At 63.2% G+C, this 19039-nt stretch carries 19 protein-coding genes and 3 tRNA genes; 9 read left to right on the forward strand and 13 right to left on the reverse strand.

Features of this window, described 5'->3' with window-relative positions:
* The first annotated feature begins 5 nt into the window (after nucleotides 1-5).
* From acpS to GQB03_RS20760, 9 genes are all read left to right on the forward strand, one after another.
* Nucleotides 6-383, forward strand: a complete 378-nt coding sequence (gene acpS / locus GQB03_RS20720; protein ID WP_159693373.1) for a holo-ACP synthase — start codon at nucleotides 6-8, stop codon at nucleotides 381-383.
* On the forward strand, nucleotides 380-1435 hold the full coding sequence (gene nagZ / locus GQB03_RS20725; RefSeq protein ID WP_235027164.1) for a beta-N-acetylhexosaminidase: 1056 nt from the start codon (nucleotides 380-382) through the stop codon (nucleotides 1433-1435). Before acpS ends, nagZ begins: the two co-directional genes overlap by 4 nt.
* Entirely contained in the window at nucleotides 1436-3253 is a 1818-nt protein-coding gene (gene uvrC, locus GQB03_RS20730; RefSeq protein WP_159693375.1) for an excinuclease ABC subunit UvrC, read from the forward strand. It begins immediately after the preceding gene.
* A 36-nt stretch (nucleotides 3254-3289) separates the two neighbouring features.
* Entirely contained in the window at nucleotides 3290-3856 is a 567-nt protein-coding gene (gene pgsA / locus GQB03_RS20735; protein ID WP_159693377.1) for a CDP-diacylglycerol--glycerol-3-phosphate 3-phosphatidyltransferase, read from the forward strand.
* Between the two features lie 57 nt (nucleotides 3857-3913).
* A tRNA-Gly gene (locus tag GQB03_RS20740) sits at nucleotides 3914-3989 on the forward strand.
* Nucleotides 3990-4073: 84 nt separating this feature from the next.
* Nucleotides 4074-4147 (forward strand) — tRNA-Cys (locus tag GQB03_RS20745).
* A gap of 9 nt (nucleotides 4148-4156) precedes the next feature.
* Nucleotides 4157-4232 (forward strand) — tRNA-Gly (locus GQB03_RS20750).
* A gap of 180 nt (nucleotides 4233-4412) precedes the next feature.
* The gene (locus tag GQB03_RS20755) at nucleotides 4413-5660 is read left to right on the forward strand and encodes an alkaline phosphatase family protein (protein ID WP_159693379.1); all 1248 of its coding nucleotides are present in this window, start codon (nucleotides 4413-4415) and stop codon (nucleotides 5658-5660) included.
* A gap of 81 nt (nucleotides 5661-5741) precedes the next feature.
* A complete protein-coding gene (locus GQB03_RS20760; protein ID WP_159693381.1) occupies nucleotides 5742-5885 on the forward strand; it encodes a hypothetical protein in 144 nt (47 codons plus the stop codon).
* On the opposite strand, the gene GQB03_RS20765 is transcribed toward GQB03_RS20760, so the two are convergent.
* From GQB03_RS20765 to GQB03_RS20825, 13 genes are all read right to left on the reverse strand, one after another.
* Nucleotides 5879-6385, reverse strand: coding sequence for a DUF1178 family protein (locus GQB03_RS20765; RefSeq protein WP_327517299.1), 507 nt, complete (start codon nucleotides 6383-6385; stop codon nucleotides 5879-5881). The genes GQB03_RS20760 and GQB03_RS20765 overlap by 7 nt on opposite strands.
* Nucleotides 6386-6523: 138 nt before the next feature.
* On the reverse strand, nucleotides 6524-7399 hold the full coding sequence (locus GQB03_RS20770) for a cache domain-containing protein (RefSeq protein ID WP_159693383.1): 876 nt from the start codon (nucleotides 7397-7399) through the stop codon (nucleotides 6524-6526).
* Nucleotides 7400-7474: 75 nt separating this feature from the next.
* A complete protein-coding gene (locus GQB03_RS20775; protein WP_159693385.1) occupies nucleotides 7475-8815 on the reverse strand; it encodes a TRAP transporter large permease in 1341 nt (446 codons plus the stop codon).
* Nucleotides 8816-8843: 28 nt separating this feature from the next.
* Nucleotides 8844-9389, reverse strand: coding sequence for a TRAP transporter small permease (locus tag GQB03_RS20780; protein ID WP_159693387.1), 546 nt, complete (start codon nucleotides 9387-9389; stop codon nucleotides 8844-8846).
* A 151-nt stretch (nucleotides 9390-9540) separates the two neighbouring features.
* Nucleotides 9541-10536, reverse strand: coding sequence for a TRAP transporter substrate-binding protein (locus GQB03_RS20785; protein ID WP_159693389.1), 996 nt, complete (start codon nucleotides 10534-10536; stop codon nucleotides 9541-9543).
* A 118-nt stretch (nucleotides 10537-10654) separates the two neighbouring features.
* Entirely contained in the window at nucleotides 10655-12085 is a 1431-nt protein-coding gene (locus GQB03_RS20790) for an NAD(P)/FAD-dependent oxidoreductase (RefSeq protein ID WP_159693391.1), read from the reverse strand.
* Between the two features lie 38 nt (nucleotides 12086-12123).
* Nucleotides 12124-12510 (reverse strand): nuclear transport factor 2 family protein, encoded by a 387-nt coding sequence (locus GQB03_RS20795; protein WP_159693393.1) that lies wholly within the window; start codon nucleotides 12508-12510, stop codon nucleotides 12124-12126.
* Between the two features lie 159 nt (nucleotides 12511-12669).
* Nucleotides 12670-14181 (reverse strand): MocR-like pyridoxine biosynthesis transcription factor PdxR, encoded by a 1512-nt coding sequence (gene pdxR / locus GQB03_RS20800; RefSeq protein WP_159693395.1) that lies wholly within the window; start codon nucleotides 14179-14181, stop codon nucleotides 12670-12672.
* Nucleotides 14182-14325: 144 nt separating this feature from the next.
* Nucleotides 14326-15138 (reverse strand): thiazole synthase, encoded by an 813-nt coding sequence (locus tag GQB03_RS20805; RefSeq protein WP_159693397.1) that lies wholly within the window; start codon nucleotides 15136-15138, stop codon nucleotides 14326-14328.
* A gap of 34 nt (nucleotides 15139-15172) precedes the next feature.
* Nucleotides 15173-15376 carry a sulfur carrier protein ThiS gene (gene thiS, locus GQB03_RS20810; protein ID WP_159693399.1) on the reverse strand — a complete coding sequence of 68 codons (204 nt, stop codon included), beginning with the start codon at nucleotides 15374-15376 and terminating at the stop codon, nucleotides 15173-15175.
* A 2-nt stretch (nucleotides 15377-15378) separates the two neighbouring features.
* Nucleotides 15379-17295, reverse strand: coding sequence for a phosphomethylpyrimidine synthase ThiC (gene thiC / locus GQB03_RS20815; protein ID WP_159693401.1), 1917 nt, complete (start codon nucleotides 17293-17295; stop codon nucleotides 15379-15381).
* Between the two features lie 17 nt (nucleotides 17296-17312).
* Complete coding sequence (locus GQB03_RS20820) at nucleotides 17313-18350, reverse strand: YeiH family protein (protein WP_235027166.1); 1038 nt, start codon at nucleotides 18348-18350, stop codon at nucleotides 17313-17315.
* A gap of 144 nt (nucleotides 18351-18494) precedes the next feature.
* Nucleotides 18495-19039, reverse strand: a 545-nt coding sequence (locus GQB03_RS20825; protein ID WP_235027167.1) for a thiamine pyrophosphate-dependent enzyme, incomplete at its 5' end; no start/stop codon positions are given.

Consider the following 19039-nt stretch of genomic DNA (forward strand, 5'->3'; position numbering starts at 1 on the left):
CGGATGTGCTGCACGGAATCGGAACCGATATCGTCGAAGTGGCGCGTGTTCGGGAAAGTCTCGAGCGGATGGGGCAGGGCTTCGCCTGGCGAATCCTCGGCGAGACCGAGCGTCCCGACTTTCTGGCCGCGAGCGAGCCTGCCCGTTTCCTCGCCAAGCGCTTCGCGGCGAAGGAGGCTTTCGGCAAGGCGCTCGGCACCGGGATTCGCGCGCCGGCAACCCTGCACTCGATCGGTGTGACCCACGACCCCCTGGGGCGTCCCGGTTTCGTTTACTTCAAGGCGCTCGAAGGCTTCATGCACGGCGCGGCCCTCAGTGCCCATCTGAGCATCAGCGACGAGCGTCAGTACGTCATTGCATTTGCCGTCATCGAGAAAACATGAACGTGAATCCTGCGGAACGGTTGCCTGGCCCTGTGATGCTTGACGTCGCGGGTTTGCGGATGACCTCGGAAGAGAAGGAGATTCTCAGGCATCCGCTGGTCGGCGGTGTGATTCTTTTCTCCCGCAATTTCGAGAGCCCCGAGCAGCTTGCTGCGCTGACCGCGGAAATTCATGCTCAGCGTTCGCCCGAACTGGTCATCGCAGTGGATCAGGAGGGCGGTCGGGTGCAGCGTTTCAGGAACGGATTCACGCGCCTGCCTGCCATGCGGAGATTCGGCGAACTCTGGCAGGAGCACCCTGGCCGAGCCGTCCAGGCCGCCCGAGAGACGGGTTTCCTGTTGGCCGCGGAGTTGCGTGCCTGCGGCGTCGATCTGAGTTTCACGCCGGTTCTCGATCTCGACTACGGTGTGAGCAAGGTGATCGGCGATCGTGCTTTCCATCGCGATCCACGCATAGCCGCACCGCTGGCTGAAGCGCTCGCCGAAGGGCTGGCCGAGGCCGGCATGGGTTGTGTCGGCAAACATTTTCCGGGTCACGGCTATGTCTGCGCGGATTCCCATGTCGAGGTGCCAACCGACGAACGCGATTTCGAATCGATCTGGACCGAGGACCTGCAGCCCTATCGGGCGCGTATCGGCGAACGCCTCTCGGGGGTCATGCCCGCACATGTCACCTATCGGGCGGTGGACCCGAGTCCGGCGGGGTTCTCGCGATTCTGGCTGCAGGACGTGCTGCGTGGCCGTCTCGGATTCAAGGGCGTGATCTTCAGCGACGATCTGACCATGGAGGGCGCCACCGTGGCCGGCGACATCGTGGCGCGCGCAAGCGCGGCGCACGAGGCCGGCTGCGACATGGTGCTGGTGTGCAACCGCCCGGACCTCGCCGTGCAATTGCTCGATGGCTGGCATCCGACTGTCGATCCGATGAGCCGCAGGCGAATTACGCAACTGCGTGAGCCGGCCCATCATGCAGCGCCGATCGATCTCAAGACCGACATGCGCTACCTCGCCGCGTGCGAGACCGTCGGCCAACTGCTGCCGCCCTCGGCCTAGATGCCGGCCTTGGATGCGACGCCGGGATTCGATGCCAAGGCATTCCTGAAGGGGGTGCCGGAACAGCCCGGCGTCTACCGCATGATCGGCGAAGACGATCTGGTGCTCTACGTTGGCAAGGCCAAGAATCTCAAGCGCCGCGTGTCATCGTATTTCCAGCGCACCCAGGGGAGCCCGCGAATCGCCATCATGGTCTCGCAGGTGCTGCGGGTGGACATCACGCCGACGCGTTCCGAGGCGGAGGCGTTGCTGCTCGAGAACAATCTCATCAAGAGTCTCGCGCCCAAGTACAACATCCTCTTTCGAGACGACAAGTCTTACCCCTATATCTGCCTGACTGGCGACGAGTACCCCCGGCTGGCGTTTCACCGTGGTGGCTTCAAGCGCGGGACGCGTTACTTCGGCCCCTTTCCCAGCAGCTGGGCGGTGCGCGAGAGCATTCATCTGCTGCAGCGGATCTTCCAGTTGCGGACCTGCGAGAACAGCGTCTTCCAGAACCGCTCGCGCCCCTGCCTGCTGCACCAGATCCATCGCTGTACCGCCCCGTGCGTCGGTGCGATCGATGTGGACGCATACGCTGGCGACGTGAAGCTCACGGCGCTGTTTCTGGATGGCCGCACCAGCGAGGTGGTCGACAATCTCACCGACAAGATGCAACAGGCCGCCGAGAGCCTCGCGTTCGAGCAGGCTGCTGCATGTCGCGATCAGATCCGCTCCTTGCAGAAGGTCCTGCATCGTCAGTACGTGGATAGCGGCAAGGACGAGGATGTCGATATTCTCGGCGTCGTCGAGGAGCACGGAGTAGTCTGCATCAACCTCGCGATGATTCGCGGCGGACGGCATCTTGGCGACCGCCCGCTGTTTCCGAGCAATGCCGCGGGCTGTTCGGCGGTGGACGTATTGCTCGCGTTTGTCGAACAGCACTACCTCGATCATCCGGTCCCGGCCCGGCTGTTGCTGAACCTCGGCAACGATGCGGCCCGCCCGTTGCTCGAGGAAATTCTCGAACGGCCGCCGGCCATCGTTGCGCCGCGCTTCGCCGCGGAGAAGGCATGGATGGAGATGGCCGAGAACAACGCCCGCCTGGCGCTTGCCAACCGCGCCCGGGATTCGGGCCGCGTCGGCGAACGGCTCGAGGCACTGCGGGAGGCGCTCGGCATGGACGAACTTCCGCAGCGGATCGAGTGCTTCGACATCAGTCATACGATGGGGGAAGCGACCGTGGCGTCCTGCGTGGTGAACGAGGGCGGCGCGATGAAGACATCCGAATATCGCCGCTACAACATCGCTGGAGTCACGCCCGGAGACGACTACGCAGCAATGCGTCAGGCGCTCACGCGCCGCTACGAGAAAGTGGCGATGGGCGAGGGCGTGCGGCCGGACCTGGTGCTGATCGACGGAGGGCGCGGACAGCTCGGAATCGCCGCCGAAGTCATGGCGGAGGCGGGACTCGAATCGATCCTGCTGGTCGGCGTCGCCAAGGGCGAGGGCCGCAAACCGGGGCTCGAGACCCTGTTCTTCGTAGACGGCCGCGCCGCGGTCAACATGGCGGCAGATCAGCCGGCACTTCATCTCGTGCAGGAAATCCGCGACGAGGCACATCGTTTTGCAATCACTGGCCACCGTGCGCGACGCGCCAAGGCGAGGGGCGGCTCGCGGCTCGAAGACATCGCCGGGGTCGGACCGAGCCGTCGCCGCGCGCTGCTGGCCGCATTCGGCGGGCTCGACGGCGTGCGTGCCGCAACGATAGACGACCTCTGTCGTGTCGAGGGTATCAGTCGAAAGCTTGCGGAACAGATATACAATGCGCTGCATTGACGGTGTTTTAGCCGTGGTCGGCCAGCTGGCACATTCATGCCCTTCAACATTCCCAATTCGCTTACCTGGGCGCGCATTGCGCTGATCCCCATCTTTGTCGGCGTCTATTACCTCCCCGGAACCTGGCTTTCGGATCACGAGCGCAATCTGATTGCTGCGGGAATCTTCATCGTCGCCGCGGTCACCGACTGGTTCGACGGATATCTTGCGCGCACGCTGCATCAGACCTCGGCGTTCGGCGCTTTTCTCGATCCGGTCGCCGACAAGCTGATGGTTGCCGCGGCGCTCATCATGCTGGTCCAGTTGTCGCGCGTCGATGCCATCCTCGCGGTCATCATCATCGGTCGTGAAATCACCATTTCCGCCCTGCGCGAGTGGATGGCCAAGCTAGGTGAAGCCTCGAGTGTCGCGGTGGCCTTCGTTGGCAAACTCAAGACCGCTGCGCAGATGACGGCGATTCCCCTGTTGCTATACAATGCGCGCCTCTTCGGATTCGAGGTTCGCCCGCTCGGGACCTTCCTGATCTGGGTCGCGGCGGCACTTACGCTGTGGTCCATGGGCTACTACCTGCGTAAAGCGGCACCAAGATTCCGGGAAGAATGATCTCCCAAAAGGAGGTTGACGAAGTGGGGATGCGTTTCTATAATGCGCGTCTCTTTTGCGGGAATAGCTCAGTTGGTAGAGCGCAACCTTGCCAAGGTTGAGGTCGCGAGTTCGAGCCTCGTTTCCCGCTCCAGATATTCTGGGGAAAGCAAAGCTTTCCCCTTTTAGTTCCCGGAAGTGGCATTCCGGAGACTAGCCAGGTTGTGATACCGGGCATGGCGCGATGGCAGAGTGGTTATGCAGCGGCCTGCAAAGCCGTGTACATCGGTTCGATTCCGGTTCGCGCCTCCAGAGTTTTAAGCGGGAATAGCTCAGTTGGTAGAGCGCAACCTTGCCAAGGTTGAGGTCGCGAGTTCGAGCCTCGTTTCCCGCTCCATATTGAAAAGGGGAGTGTCTTTTGACACTCCCCTTTTGTTTTGAGTCCGTCGCGGGCGCTTTTGTTGATGACGGATCGAATGCACTCAGGCAATCTGCATTCGGCCGCTCCTCAAGGGATGTGCTCGGTCGTCGTGCTGGTGCAGAATCGGCTATCCGCCGCGTCTTGGATCGATCCCGGATGAATACAGCTGACTTGTCGGAGCAACCGACTTTCAAGGTGGCACGGCTCCGCACCGATACGTCCGGATCGGTTACACGCCAGCCAGAGTGGGTGCTGCCCGACTATCGAGGCGGGTCGATCCTGAACCTGGTGGAATCGCTGACGCGCCGACTCGGGGCGCGGCCCCAGCCTGACGCACCGCCGTTACGCGACGAGGGTGTGCTGGGGGGCCTGCCTGCAGGCAAGGTCGTATTGCTTGTCATTGACGGTCTTGGCGATCACTACCTTCGTTGCCGAGGTCAGGGCAGCCTGATGCTCTCGGAGCGTAGAGGCAGCCTGACGTCGGTCTTCCCATCGACGACGGCAAGTGCAGTCACCACCTTGTCGACCGGGCTCGCACCCGCGACGCATGGATTGAACGGTTGGGTCACGCGTGATCATCTGGGTGCCTTGATCCTGCCCTTGCCGATGGTCGATGCCACCGACGAGCGGCCGTTGGCGAGCCCATTTCATCGTCGACGACTGTTTCCCTATCGCACGCTGTTTCAGCGCATCGAGCGGATGAGCGTGGTCGTTTCGCCTGCGTGGTTGATCAATTCAACCTACAGCCGGCGGCACAACCGGGGTGCGAAGCGGCTGCCCTACGATTCGCTCGAGACGCTCGATGATTCGATTTTCTCTGCGCTCGCAGGTAGCGGAAGGGATGTCTTCGTGCACGCGTATTACCCAGGGTTCGATAGCCTCGCTCACGACGTCGGTATCGGATCAGAGGCCCTGGCTGAGGAGTTTTGGCGTATCGATGCGATGTTCGGGCGCCTTGCCAACCGGCTTGCGGGGTCGGGTACGCTGACGATCGTCACCGCGGATCATGGGCTCATCGATGCGCCGTTGGAGGAAATCTGCCTGCTCGGGGCACATCGGGAACTGGCGGACATGCTGGCCCAGCCGCTGTGGGGAGAGCGCAGGGCAGCATGGTGCGCGCTGAGACAAGGTGCTGGCAGTGAATTTTCAGACGCACTCAAGGATGCGTTCGACACGCGCGTCGATGCACTGCCGGCCGAGCAGCTCACTGGAATGGGACTCCTCGGGCCGGGCCCGGCGCACCGGGACCTCGCGACGAGGGTCGGTGACATGCTGTTGCTTCCACGTGCTGCAGGGACTTTGGTGAACGAGGTGGGCATCGATGGGGTTTCACCGATGCGGGCGGTCCATGGCGGTCTGTCGCCGGTCGAGATGGAAGTCCCTCTCATTGCGCTTCGTTGCTGACACACGACGGGAACATCCGGTTCACCGGAACGTAACGCAGGCTGACTAAGGTGGCTGCAACGATAACTGCGGAGCCGCACCATGAAGCGCTGGATTGGCGTTCTCGGAGCCTGGTGGAATGTGAGAGTCATGCTGCCGATCGAAGAGGTCGAGGCGCTATGCTTCATACCGGACCTTGGCTGCCGGCCCGGCCCACGGGATATGGGGCGGGGAGATGTTCAGTGAAACGGGTCTTCGGCAGGCGGGACTGGCAGTACCCCGATGCCTTCGTCGAGGAGCTCTTCGAGTTCGCCGCGCGAGGCTTTGCCGCGCAGGCTGCGCTCCTCTGTTTCGCCGTAGTGCACCCGTCTGACTTCCTCGGCAAAGCGGTCGCCGACGTCTTCGGCGCCGGAGGCCATCTCGCGCAGGGCCTGAAGTACCTGTCGACGGGAGGGAGTGGTTGATTGCGCGGTGGTGACCGACTGGCTGTCCGAAGCGCCGGGTGCGGTCGCGACGCCCCTGTTCACGTAAGGCGCTGACGGCTTGCGGATGATCGTGTGAGATCCGCAGGCGGGGCAGTTCACCAGACCGCGTGCGTTCTGCGAGTTGAAATCGTCGGACGAGCGAAACCAGCCCTCGAACGGGTGGCCATGTTCACATGTGAGGTCGATCACGATCACGATCTGGGCGCCCGGGCCGGGTTGAAAATACGGCGAAAGACCGTATCGTGCCACGGGCACGTTCATCTTGTCGCCTTGTGCGCGCCGCGACGATACGTATAAACCGGCTGCGCGTCCAGTCGAGCGTGGCGATGCGTGTGCAATCGTCCCGGTCGGCACCATCGGGAAACGGACAGCCCGGATTTTCCGGGCTGTCCGGGGGCGTCAGCGGGTGTAGTAGCCAACGCCGACGAGGCGTCCGCCTTCGATCCTGAAGTAGGTGTGCTTGTGCTCCAGCTTCCTGGTCGTCGGATTCCGCCAGATGTAGTCAAGCTCCCCACTGTCCGATCTGCCGGCGCGCTCGATCATTTCCGTGATGACCGGTCTTCCGTCAGGGTCGCGCAGCTGTCGTGCATCGGTGCCGATCAGGGAAGGTGTGGCGCCGTGGGCAATGAATTTTCCGCTGGCAAGATCCACGGCGAAGACGTACAGATCGTCACGGATGAACGGTCCGTTCAGCTGCTGGAACTCGGCAAGTGCCTTGCCGGAATCGTCGGCAAGCGCGCGAGCGGCCTTTTTGAGCAAGGCTCTGGCTTGTGCCGGATCTGCGCGGGGTGGGTAGAAGCCGACTGCGACGATGATGTCGCCGACGCGCCGAAAGAGTGCCAGCTTCGGTTCGCCGTGACTGTCTGCCGGGTTGAACCAGCGGTAGGAAAGCCGGCCTGCTCCCTCGGCCTTGGCGATATCGATCATCTCGCGGAAGAAGGGCTTTCCCTCCAGATCGGTTTCGGCCAGGACGTTCTGACCGATCAGCGCGGCCGATGCGCCCCCACTGGCGAGAAAACGGCCGTCGATGGTGAGTGCGTAGACGTAGAGATCACGGTCCACGAACTCTGCCTGTCGGCTGAATGCGGTCGTTCCCGGCTCTCCATGACGTTCGACCTGTTCGACGGCGCGTTCGAGCAGCGCCGTTGCGCGACGCTCGGATGCGCTCACGCGGACGTCGGGGGTCGCCGTGGCGTCGGCAGCGGAAGCGATGGAACCGAGGGCCAGGGCACACACCACGGCCAGCGAGCGCGTGCAGCGTCTGAAGCGTGTCATTCTGATTCTCCTGTTGTGCGACTGTCTGTTGATGATCCGTAGATGTGTTGTGCCACGGATCATCGTTTGGCAGGCTCAATAGCCGACCATGCGGGGGAGCCACAGGGACAGTTGCGGGAAATATGCGATCAGGAAGATCGCGACGACCGAGACGATCACGAAGGGATGAATCCGCGCGACGATCGCCTCGATGGTGGAACCGCCGATGCCGGAGGCGACGAACAGATTCTCGCCCAGCGGAGGCGTCATGAAACCGACTGAGAGCGTGCAGATCACGACGATACCAAGGTGGGTCGGATCTACGCCCACGGTGTACATCACCGGTAGCAGCACCGGTACGAGGATCATGATCGCCGCCAGGGTCTCCATGAACATGCCGACGAACATCAGGAAGATGATGATCATCGCCCAGATCAGATAGAGGTTGTCGGTCAGACCGAGCATCGATTCGGCAATGATCGCGGGGATGCGTTGCTCCACCAGCAGACGTCCGAAGACCGTTGCGGTAAACAGGATCAGCAGCACCCGACCGGTAATCCAGGTAGTCGTCCGCAGTGAGTTAAGGAAGGAGGGGAACTTGAGCTCGCGGTGCAGGAAGATACCGACGAACAGGGTGTAGAAGATCGCCACGATGGCCGATTCGGTGGGCGTGAAGAGGCCGGTGTAGATGCCGCCGAGGATGATCACGGGTGCCAGCACCGACCACACGCCCTTGCGCAGCGAGGAACGGATATCGGAGAACGACCACTTGTCGGTGAGACCGACATAGCCATGCTTCTTCGAGGTGAAGTAGTTCATGATCAGCAGGCTGCCCGCCATGATCAGGCCCGGGATCACGCCGGCGATGAAGAGCTTCGGAATCGATATCGAGGCGAATTCCCCATGCTTGGCGATCGCTTCGGGCGGGGGCGCGAGGCCGAGCGCAGCGATGCCGAAGATGACCATCGGGATCGACGGCGGAATGATGATGCCGAGGCCGCCCGACGCGGCCGTTACGGCCGATGCATAGGGGCGGTTGTAGCCGCGCTTGGTCATCGCCGGGATCATGAGCATGCCGACCGCCGCGGTGGTTGCGGGACCGGAGCCCGAGATTGCGCCGAAGAACAGGCAGGCCAGCACGGTGGCAGCGCCGAGGCCGCCGGTAATCGGGCCGGCAAGAGTCTCGGCGATGTCGACCAGGCGTTTGGAAATGCCGGCGGCTTCCATCAGGGCGCCGGCCAGCACGAAGGCGGGCAGGGCCATCAGCGGAAAGCTGCCGACCGAAGTGAAGGCAATCTGCACGAAGGCGATCGGATTCTTCTCGACCGCCATGAAGGTGGCGAGCGCCGCGCCGCCGAGCGCGATGGTGATCGGCGCGCCCAGCAACAACAGGATGAAAAAGCCGCCGAACAGGATCTCTACGATAAAGGCGTCCATGTCTTGTCTCTCTGCGGGGGGCCGCGTTTTATTGTTGAGCCGGCGCGCTGTGCTTCAGCTTCTCGATTTCTTCCGTTTCCGGGTCGACCAGCTCGACGCCCTTCACGAGGGTGAGGTAGTTGTTCCAGAGGATTCGAATCGACATCAGCGTGAAGGCGATCGGCAATATGACGTAGAAGTATTTCATCGGCAGTCCCATGGTCTGGGACTTCCAGAAGGCGTTCATCCGATTGAAGACGAAGTCGTAGCTCAGGTAGACGAAATACATGTTGAAGCAGACCCACAGCAGATCCGAGATGGCCATGCAGATCTTGCGCACGATGGGTGGGAAGAACTGGAACTGGAAGGTCACCCGGTTGTGGGCTGACATCTTCGCCGCCACGGTCGCGCCGAGATAGGCGAACCATACGAACATGTAGGTGGCGAGTTCTTCTCCCCAGGGCAGGGAGTACTGGAAGAACTGGCGCAGCAGGATCTGTGCGAACAGCAACACCACGAAGCAGACCAGCAGGGCTTCGGCGAGGTATTCCTCGATGTTGTTGAGAAGCTTGAGGATGAAGTTCTTGAAGGCCATGGCGGGCTCCGCTGGGTCGGAAGGGGAGGGGTGTTGAACGGGGCGGACGCGATCCCGGGTGGTGCATCGCCGGAATTCCGGCCATGCAGCGGCAGGCGCGGCGTCCTTCCCGCTCGCGGGCCGGGGTGCGTTGCCCCGGCCTCGTCACAGCTTAACGGCCAAGCGTCTTGAGGACGTTGTCGAGCTTTTCCTTGCCGCCGATGCTCTTGTAGAACTTCGGCCATACGGCGGTGGTCGCCTTCTGGATGAATTCCTTCTCGCCGTTGGCCGGGTCGGAGATCTGCATGCCCTTGGCGACCAGATCCTTCTTGATCTTCTCTTCGGTGGCCTGCAGGTAGGCGAAGCTTTGTTCAGTGGCCTCCTTGCCCGCCTCGAGGATGGCCTTCTGCACGTCGGGCTTCTGATCCTGGAAGACTTGTTCGCTGACGATCAGGGGTTCGAGAGAGAACAGGTAGCGCAGGTTGGTGATGTATTTCTGCACTTCGTTGAACTTCATCGCGGATACCGTGATGTAGGGGTTGTCCTGGCCATCGACGACGTGCTGCTGAAGCGCGGTGAAGGTCTCGGACCAGGCCATCGGCGTCGGGTTGATACCCCACGACTGGTAGGTTGCGATCATGATCTCGTTCTTCGGTACGCGGATGACCATCCCTTTCAGGTCGGCCACGTTCTGTACCGGTTTCTTCGAGTTGGTGAGTACGCGGAAACCCGAGTAGGCCCAGCCGACGATGCGCACGCCTGCATCGCGGATCGTGTTCGCGGTGAGTTCCTTGCCCACTTCGCCCTGGGTCAGTTTCTTCGCGTCTTCTGCGCTCTGGATCACGTAGGGCAGCGTCAGTACGCCGACCGTCGGCGAGAAGGGCGTGACGTTGTTGATCGCCAGCACCGAGAAGTCGAGCGTGCCGAGTGCGGCATTGTTCACGGTGTTCTGCTCGTCACCCAGTTGCCCGTTGGGGAACAGATCGATCTTGTGCTTGCCGCCGGTCTTCTGCTCGAACGCGCTCTTGAACTTCTGCCCCAGTTCCCACTGGGTGCCGCCGGCTGCATCGCCGAGCGCCATCTTGAAGGTCGTCGCCATGGCGGTCTGGGTGGCGGCCAGCATGCCTGCCGCGACGAGCGGGATCAGTACGATTTTCTTGAGGTTCATGGTTGTCTCCTGCTTTGGTCCGATTGTGACGTGGGATTTTTGTCGGTCTTGTTGCGTTGCCCCCCTGCTGTGTCGGGAGTCGCTCCGGGGGAGGCGCCGGCGCGACGGCGGTGGGGGTTCAGGGGCGTTCGTCGTTGTAGGCATACCAGCGGTACAGGAACCGTTGTCCGAAGCGCCGGAAGGGCGCGAAGGCCTGCGATTCGACCATCTCGCGAACGTTCGGGAAGGGCAGCCGGGAGGTGAAGATCGGCAATGTGAGTTCCTTGCCCTGCCCGGCGATCCACTGCGCCAGACGGCGGCCGGCCTGGGCGGAATACATCACGCCGTTGCCGCCGTAGCCGAGTGCGTAGTAGATCGTCTGGCTGGGGTCCGGTTGATGGATGCGCGGCATCATGTCGTGGCTTACATCTACCCAGCCCCACCAGGAATAGTCGATCTGGATGCCCCTGAGCGCTGGAAACTTGCGATACATGTCGCCGATCAGGCGGTCCTCGAACTGTTTCTGCGGTGCGTCGTTTCCGGTGATGGCGCTGCGACTGCCGATCTGCAGGCGATTGTCCGGCATCAGCCTGTAATAGTGACGCAGCACGCGGGTGTCGGTGATCACCTGGTGGGTGCGCAGACCGCAGGCCTCGATTTCCTGGCTGGTAAGCGGGCGGGTGACGATGGAGTTCGAGAGGATCGGCAGCAGGCGGTTCTTGAGTTCGCGATGCAGGTGGTTGGAGGTGTAGCCACCGGTGCAGATGCCGACCGCGCGAGCCCGGACCGTGCCGCCGGGGGTCTTGAGGTAGTGGACGCCGTTGCGTGTCTCCCAGCCCTGTACCGGGCTGGCGGGGTGTACCGTGGCGCCGAGCGCGCGGGCCTTCTTGAGGTACCCGAAGGCGAGCTTGCCCGCATGGATGCCGATGCCCTCGGGCTCATGCATCGCGCCGCAGGCTTCCTGGTCGCCAATCCATTCGCGCTTCACGGTGTCGGCGTCGAGAATACGTGCGTCGTACTTGAAGGTCTCGCGCAGCAGTTTCGCCTCCTTCTCGAGGATCGGCATGATCCGTGGGCGATGCGCGACGTAGAGATGGCCACCGGGCTGCGGATCGCAGTCGATGTCCTTGATCAGCGCCTTGAAGTTCTCCATGCCGTCGACGCATTCGCGGTGTAGGGCGAGCGCGGCTTCCTGGCCGTAGCGGGTGATCCACTGCGAGCGCTTGAGGCGCCCGGATGCGCATTGGGCCTGGCCGCCGTTGCGCGTGCTGCAGCCCCAGGCGCTGCGGTTTGCCTCGAGCACCGTCGCCTTTATGCCGTGCTGCTCGGCCAGGAAAATGGCCGTCGTCAGGCCGGTAAAGCCGGAGCCGATGATCGCCACATCGACGTCGATGTCGTGGGTGATCGGGCCGTCGTCGGCGGGGGGCTCGCCTGCGGTGCCGATCCAGTAGGTCGGCGCATAGTCGTGGCCCTGCCCAGGCGTCGGCGAGACCAGCGGATCGTAGGCGGGGTCGTAGGGCTTCGAAGCGGCGGTGGCCCTGGCTTCGGCGCGCAAGGTGGCTGCGTCCATGCTCGGATTCCTCGGTGCTGTGAGAGAAGAGGCCGGGCTCAGGCCGACGTTACAGGCGGACGATCCTTGCGGAACGCGTTCTTTACCGCGATCTTGCCGTTGTGGAAGGTGAAGATATCCACCATGCGGGCCTCGATGCGCGTGCCGTCGGCCTTGGTGCCGACGAAAGTGGTTTCGCTCACCCCGCGGTTGCCGTCCACGAAGTGATCGCCGTCGAGCCACTGTGCGTCAGGGAAGGTCTGCCACGCCAGCATGAAGCCTTCGCGTACCGCGTCGCGGCCAACGAAGCTTCTGCCGAGCAGATCCGGTCCCGCTACCGCGTGGAAGGAACAGTCTTCGGCCATGAAGCTCATCAGTGCGTCGATGTCGTGGCGGTTCCAGGCATCGCCGAAGGCTTGCAGCATCTCTATGGTGGGTTGCGTCATCGTGGTCTCCATCTCGGGCAGGTTGGTCTTGCTTGCCGGCAGGTGTCGCATCGGTTGCGACGTCGCCGCCTTGTGTGTGACCAGATTAAGCCCCTGCCCGGGGACCGAGTAGGACCAGTTCGAGGTAATCGTTTGGTCCAGATAAGTCCTTGTTCTGAATCAACTTAAATCGCTGTTTCGGAGTCCGGCGAGGACTTCGGCAAGGCATTTGATGCCAGGCTCGATCCGCTCGGTGGCGATCGAGGAGAAACCGAGCCGGAAATGGTTTCTGGGGGGCGTGTCGGCCACGAAGAAGACGCTGCCGGTTTCGATCAGGATACCTTGTCGCTCGGCCTCCTCGGCCAGCTGACCGGCATCGAGCCAGGCGGGGCCCTCGATCCAGCACGAGGAGCCGCCCGTGACCGGGATGTAACGCAATTCCGGTGCATGCCGGTCGAGTGCCGCGCAGAGGATCCGTGCCCGCTCGAGGTGAGCGCTGGACAGGCGGCGCAGTAGCGAGTCGTGGTGACCTAGCGAGAGGAACAGTGCAAAGGCGCGCTGCATGTAGGTGCTCGGGTGCCGCAGGTTGAGGCGCCGCACGCGCCGCAGCTCGCGAATCAGTTCGACCGGGCCGACCACGTAGCCCAGTCGTATGCCCGGTGCGATCGACTTCGACAGGCTGCCCACGTAGATCACCCGGTCGTTGCGATCAAGGCTCTTGAGGGTCGGCACCGGCTCACCCTCGAAGCGGTTCTCGCTTTCGTAGTCGTCCTCGATGATGACGAAATCCTCGTCCTCGGCCTGCCTGAGCAGGGCTTCGCGGCGCTCGATCGGCATCGTCACCGTGGTCGGGCACTGGTGGCTGGGTGTCACATAGACATAGTCGCAGCCGGTGAGATCGGGGCCGATCTGCAAGCCCTGTTCATCGACCGGCAGGTAGACCATGTGCGCACCACGGCTGCTGAAGATATTGCGAGCATCCGGGTAGCCCGGATTTTCGATCCCCACCGTGGTGGCGTTGCTCACCAGCAGATCGGCAAGCAGGTAGAGCGCCTGCTGCGCGCCGACGGTAATCACGATCTCGTCGTCAGACGCCCATACGCCGCGGCGCGGCAGTACGCGGGTGCGGATCTGCCGAACCAGCGATTCGTCGTCGCGCACGATCATGTCCTGCGCCCATTCGCTGATCTCGAGGACGCCGAGCGTTTTCATGCAGCACTCGCGCCAGTCTGCCGTGGGGAACAGGGTCGAGTCGAACTGACCATACAGAAACGGATAGGGATAGCGCTGCCAGTCCGGGCGCTTGCAGATGTTGCGCTGGGCGGATGGGCGGAAGCGGTAGCGCGAGGTCCAGTCGGGGGCACGGGATGGCGCTGCAACCGGCGGCGCTTCCGCCGTGCTGGCCCGGCCCTCGAGCATTTCGGGATTGACGAAATGGCCCTTGCGTTCGCGGGAGATCAGATAGCCTTCGTCGGCAAGCTGCTGGTAGGCGATCACCACCGTATTGCGGGCCACGCCGATCTGCGAGGCGAGTTCCCGGCTGGATGGAATCGGTGCGTCGAGCGGCAGCTGCCCGTCGAGGATCGCGGTGACGAGCATCTGGCGGATCTGTCCCTGCAGGCTCAGATTCGGCGAGCCCGAAAGCTGGAAGAACTGGCTCCACATCGTGCCGACCGGTTTGCTGCTGCTCATTGGTGGATCAGTATCCTTCTCTTGGTCCGTTTGATAGTCCTGCCCCGAAACCACGGCGGCGCCCGCATGTTCGACGGGGCCGCGGGGTGCTGCTCGAAATGTACAACTTTAGTTATATTCTCGGCCAGTGTCCGGCAGCCTGTTTCAGGCGGCTTTTGCGATCGCGGCCGGGGCGATGATCCCAGTCTGCGGCGAGGAGGGTTCGGCCGAGTAGAGCTTGCGCGGCATCCTTCCGGCAAGAAATGCCTCACGGCCGGCCTGGACCGCCTTTTTCATGGCGCTGGCCATGAGTACCGGATTGCGCGCATGGCTGATCGCCGAGTTCATGAGCACCGCATCGCAGCCCAGCTCCATGGCAATCGCCGCATCGGATGCGGTGCCGACACCGGCATCGACGAGCACCGGCACGCGCGCCTGGTCGATGATCAGGCGAAGGTTCCAGGGATTGAGAATACCCATGCCCGAGCCGATGATCGAGGCCAGCGGCATCACCGCGACGCAGCCGATCTCTTCGAGCCGTCTGGCCTGGATCGGATCGTCCGAGCAATACACCATCACGTCGAAGCCTTCGCGCACCAGGATCTCGGCGGCCTTGAGGGTCTCTGGCATGTCCGGGAAGAGCGTTTGCGGATCACCGAGCACCTCGAGCTTGACCAGGCTGTGGCCGTCGAGCAGTTCGCGGGCGAGGCGCAGCGTACGCACTGCGTCGTCTGCGGTATAGCAGCCGGCGGTGTTGGGCAGATAGGTGAACTCGGCGGGTGGCAGGTAGTCGAGCAGGCTCGGCTCGCCCGCGTTCTGGCCGATGTTGGTGCGACGGATCGCGACGGTCACGATCTGTGCGCCGCTCGCATCCACGGCCGCGCGGGTTTCCTCGAAATCCTTGTACTTGCCGGTGCCGACGAGCAATCTCGAAGCGTAATGCTTCCCGGCAATGATCAGGGGATCGTTCGATTCCATATGTCTTTGTCCTGTCTTCGGTTTGCGCCGCGGCTCAGCCGCCGCCGACCGCGACGATGATTTCGATGCGGTCGCCGTCGCTGACGACCACCTCGGTGTGACGGCTTTTCGGAACCACCTGTCCATTGCGTTCCACCGCCACGCGCTTGTCTGCGAGGCCGATCCGCTCAAGCATGGTGCGCACCGTCACCGGTTCAGGCAGGGGCCAGTCCTGGCCATTGAAATTCACCGTGTTCATGCTCACACCTTCCGATAGATCTCGGCGCCGGACTTGACGAACTCGACCGCCTTGGTCTGCATGCCCCGGGTCAGCGCCTCGTCTTCGTCGAGCCCCTGCTTGGCGGCGTAGTCGCGCACGTCCTGGGTGATCTTCATCGAGCAGAAGTGCGGGCCGCACATCGAGCAGAAGTGGGCGACCTTGGCGCTTTCCTTGGGCAGGGTCTCGTCGTGGAAGGATTTCGCCTTGTCCGGGTCGAGGCCGAGGTTGAACTGGTCGTCCCAGCGGAACTCGTAGCGCGCCTTCGATAGCGCGTTGTCGCGGATCTGCGCGCCCGGGTGACCCTTGGCGAGGTCAGCCGCGTGGGCGGCGAGCTTGTAGGTGATGATGCCTTCCTTCACATCGTCCTTGTCGGGCAGGCCGAGGTGCTCCTTGGGCGTGACGTAGCACAGCATCGCGGTGCCGTACCAGCCGATGGTTGCCGCGCCGATGCCACTGGTGATGTGGTCATAGCCCGGGGCGATGTCGGTGGTGAGCGGGCCGAGGGTGTAGAACGGGGCCTCCTTGCACTGCTCGAGCTGCAGGTCCATGTTCTCCTTGATGAGGTGCAGCGGCACATGACCCGGCCCCTCGATCATTACCTGCACGTCGTGCTTCCAGGCGATCTGGGTGAGTTCGCCGAGGGTCCTGAGTTCGCCCAGCTGGGCCTCGTCGTTGGCATCGTAGATGCTGCCCGGACGCAGGCCGTCGCCGAGGCTGAAGGCCACGTCGTAGGCCTTCATGATCTCGCAGATCTCCTCGAAATGGGTGTAGAGGAAGCTCTCCTTGTGATGGGCGAGACACCACTTGGCCATGATCGAGCCGCCGCGGCTGACGATGCCGGTCATGCGGTTGGCGGTGAGCGGCACGTAGCGCAGCAAGACGCCGGCGTGGATGGTGAAGTAATCCACCCCTTGCTCGGCCTGCTCGATGAGGGTGTCGCGGAAGATCTCCCAGGTCAGGTCCTCGGCCTTGCCGTCGACCTTCTCCAGTGCCTGGTAGATCGGCACCGTGCCGATCGGCACCGGGCTGTTGCGGATGATCCACTCGCGGGTCTCATGGATGTTCTTGCCGGTGGACAGGTCCATCACCGTGTCGCCGCCCCAGCGAATCGACCAAGTCATCTTGTCGACTTCTTCGGAGATCGAGGAGCCGAGCGCCGAGTTGCCGATGTTGGCGTTGATCTTCACCAGGAAGTTGCGGCCGATGATCATCGGCTCGGACTCGGGGTGGTTGATGTTGTTGGGGATGATGGCGCGTCCGCGGGCCACCTCGTCGCGCACGAACTCGGGGGTGATGGTCTCGGGGATGGCGGCACCGAAGCTCTGGCCCGGGTGCTGGCGGGTGAGCAGGCCGGCCATCTTCTCGCCCATCGGGCCGGTGGCGCGCAGCGACTCGACATAGGCGGCGCGGTTCATGTTCTCGCGGATGGCGATGTATTCCATCTCGGGGGTGATGATGCCGCGGCGTGCGTAGTGCATCTGGGTGACGTTGGCACCGGCCCTGGCGCGACGCGGCTTGCGGTGCAGGCCGGGGAAGCGCAGCTCGTCGAGCTTCGAGTCCGCGGCGCGCTGGCGGCCGAACTCGGAGGACAGGTCGGCGAGCACCTCGGTGTCGCCGCGCGCTTCGATCCACGCCTGGCGCAGCGCCGGCAGGCCCGAGCGGATGTCGATCGAGGCGGCCGGGTCGGAGTAGGGGCCGGAGCAGTCGTAGACGAAGATCGGCGGGTTCTTCTCGCCGCCAAAGCCGGTGGGCGTGTCGGCCTGCGAGATCTCGCGCATCGGCACGCGGATGTCCGGGCGCGAGCCTTCGATGTAGACCTTGCGCGAATTGGGCAGCGGCGCAATGGCCGCCTCGTCCACGTGGGCGCTCGAGGCGATGAATTTTTCGTTGGCGTTCACTTGTGCTTCCTCTGCGGTCAGGCGCCAAAGGCGCGGCCAAGATAGACAACCAGCAGCATGTAGCTGGCAATGAAGATCGATTCGCTCGACATCAGCGCAATCGGTTTCCAGCCGAGCTCTGCCAGCTTCTCCAGCGAGGTCTTGACGCCCAGTGCGGCAATCGAGGTGACCAGACACCAGCGCGACACGGTGGAGCTCGCTTGCACCACCTCATGCGGCAACCAGCCGATGCTGTTGGCGGCAGCGAGCGCGGCGAACACCACGAGGAAGAGAGGAAGAATCGGCGTCTTGGTGCCGGCAGCCTCGGTCTTCTTGCGTTCGGCATGGAAGGTCAGCGCGAGGATCACCACCACCGGCATGAGCATCGCCACGCGGAACATCTTGGCGAGGGTCGCGGCGTCGCCGACGTCCGGAGAGATGATCAGGCCGGCACCGACCACCTGGGCGACGTCGTGGATGGAGCCGCCAAGGAACAGGCCGGCCTCCGCGGTGCTCATGCCGGTGGTCTTGACGATCATCGGATAGAGCACCATCGCGGTGGTCGAGAAGATCGCGATGCCGATCGCCGTCAGCAGGGTGTAGCGCTCGTTTTCGCGGGTGGACGGGAGCGTTGCGGAGATCGCCATCGTCGCCGAGATACCGCAGATGCCGGTGCCGCCGCCCGAGAGCAGGCCGAGCATCGTCGGCAAGCCGAGCAGGCGCGCCATCAACAGACCGAAACCGATGGTCAGTGCAACGGCGCCGATCAGCGCGCCGACGCCGGACAGACCGAGGTCGGTCACGTCACTGGCGACGATGCGCGCACCGAGCAGTGCGACGCCGAAGCGCACCAGCTTCTTCGCCGAAGTCTCGATGCCGGGGATGCACTTCTCGTTGTCGGACAGGAAGTGAAAGGCGATGCCGATCAGCAGCGCGTAGAGAAATTGGGGGCCGCCGTAGTGCTCCGAGACGAAGGTGGCGGCCACGGCGATGACGGCACACAGCATGAAGCCGGGAATCTGCCTGCGAAGGCTCGTAAACATTGCCAGCGGGGCGGCGGTAGTGGAGGTACTCATGGTGTCCTCGTCCGGGGATCTCTGGGGGTCGGGCGTGCGTTTCGGGACGGGTCAAGGCTCGGGCCTTTCCGATCCGCGTATTGGAGGCCCCGCAATGGGGCCGCCCCGGCCGCCCCCGTGCGGGGTTGGCCGGGTGTTGTTTCCTCAGACGTAATCCTTGTACTTGTCGAGGAATCGGACGGGTTTGGAGAGGGCATCGCGGCGGAACGGGTCACCGAGTTCGCGGGTACACATGATCTCGATGATGGTGGTCTTGCCCTCGTTCATCTGCGCATCGATGGCCTTCTTCAGGGCCGGGCCGACATCTTCGATCCGATCGACGGTGATCCCCTCGGCGCCCATGGCGCGGGCGATCTCGGCGAAGCTCTGGTTGTCGAGCTCACCGGCGACGAAACGACGGTTGTAGAAATCCACCTGGTTCTTCTTCTCCGCGCCCCACTGACGGTTGTGGAAGACCACTGCGGTGACCGGAATGTTGTGACGCACGCAGGTCATCGTCTCCATCAGGCTCATGCCCCAGGCCCCATCACCGGCATACGAGACCGCCGGGCGGTGCGGCGCGGCCACCTTCGCCCCGATGATCGTCGGGAAGGCATAACCGCAGTTACCGAAGCTCATCGCCGCAAAGAACGAACGCGGCTTCTCGAAACGCAGATAACTGTTGGCCACCGAATTGATGTTGCCGATAT

It is taken from the genome of Cognatazoarcus halotolerans (assembly GCF_009800965.1).
GTDB lineage: Bacteria > Pseudomonadota > Gammaproteobacteria > Burkholderiales > Rhodocyclaceae > Cognatazoarcus > Cognatazoarcus halotolerans.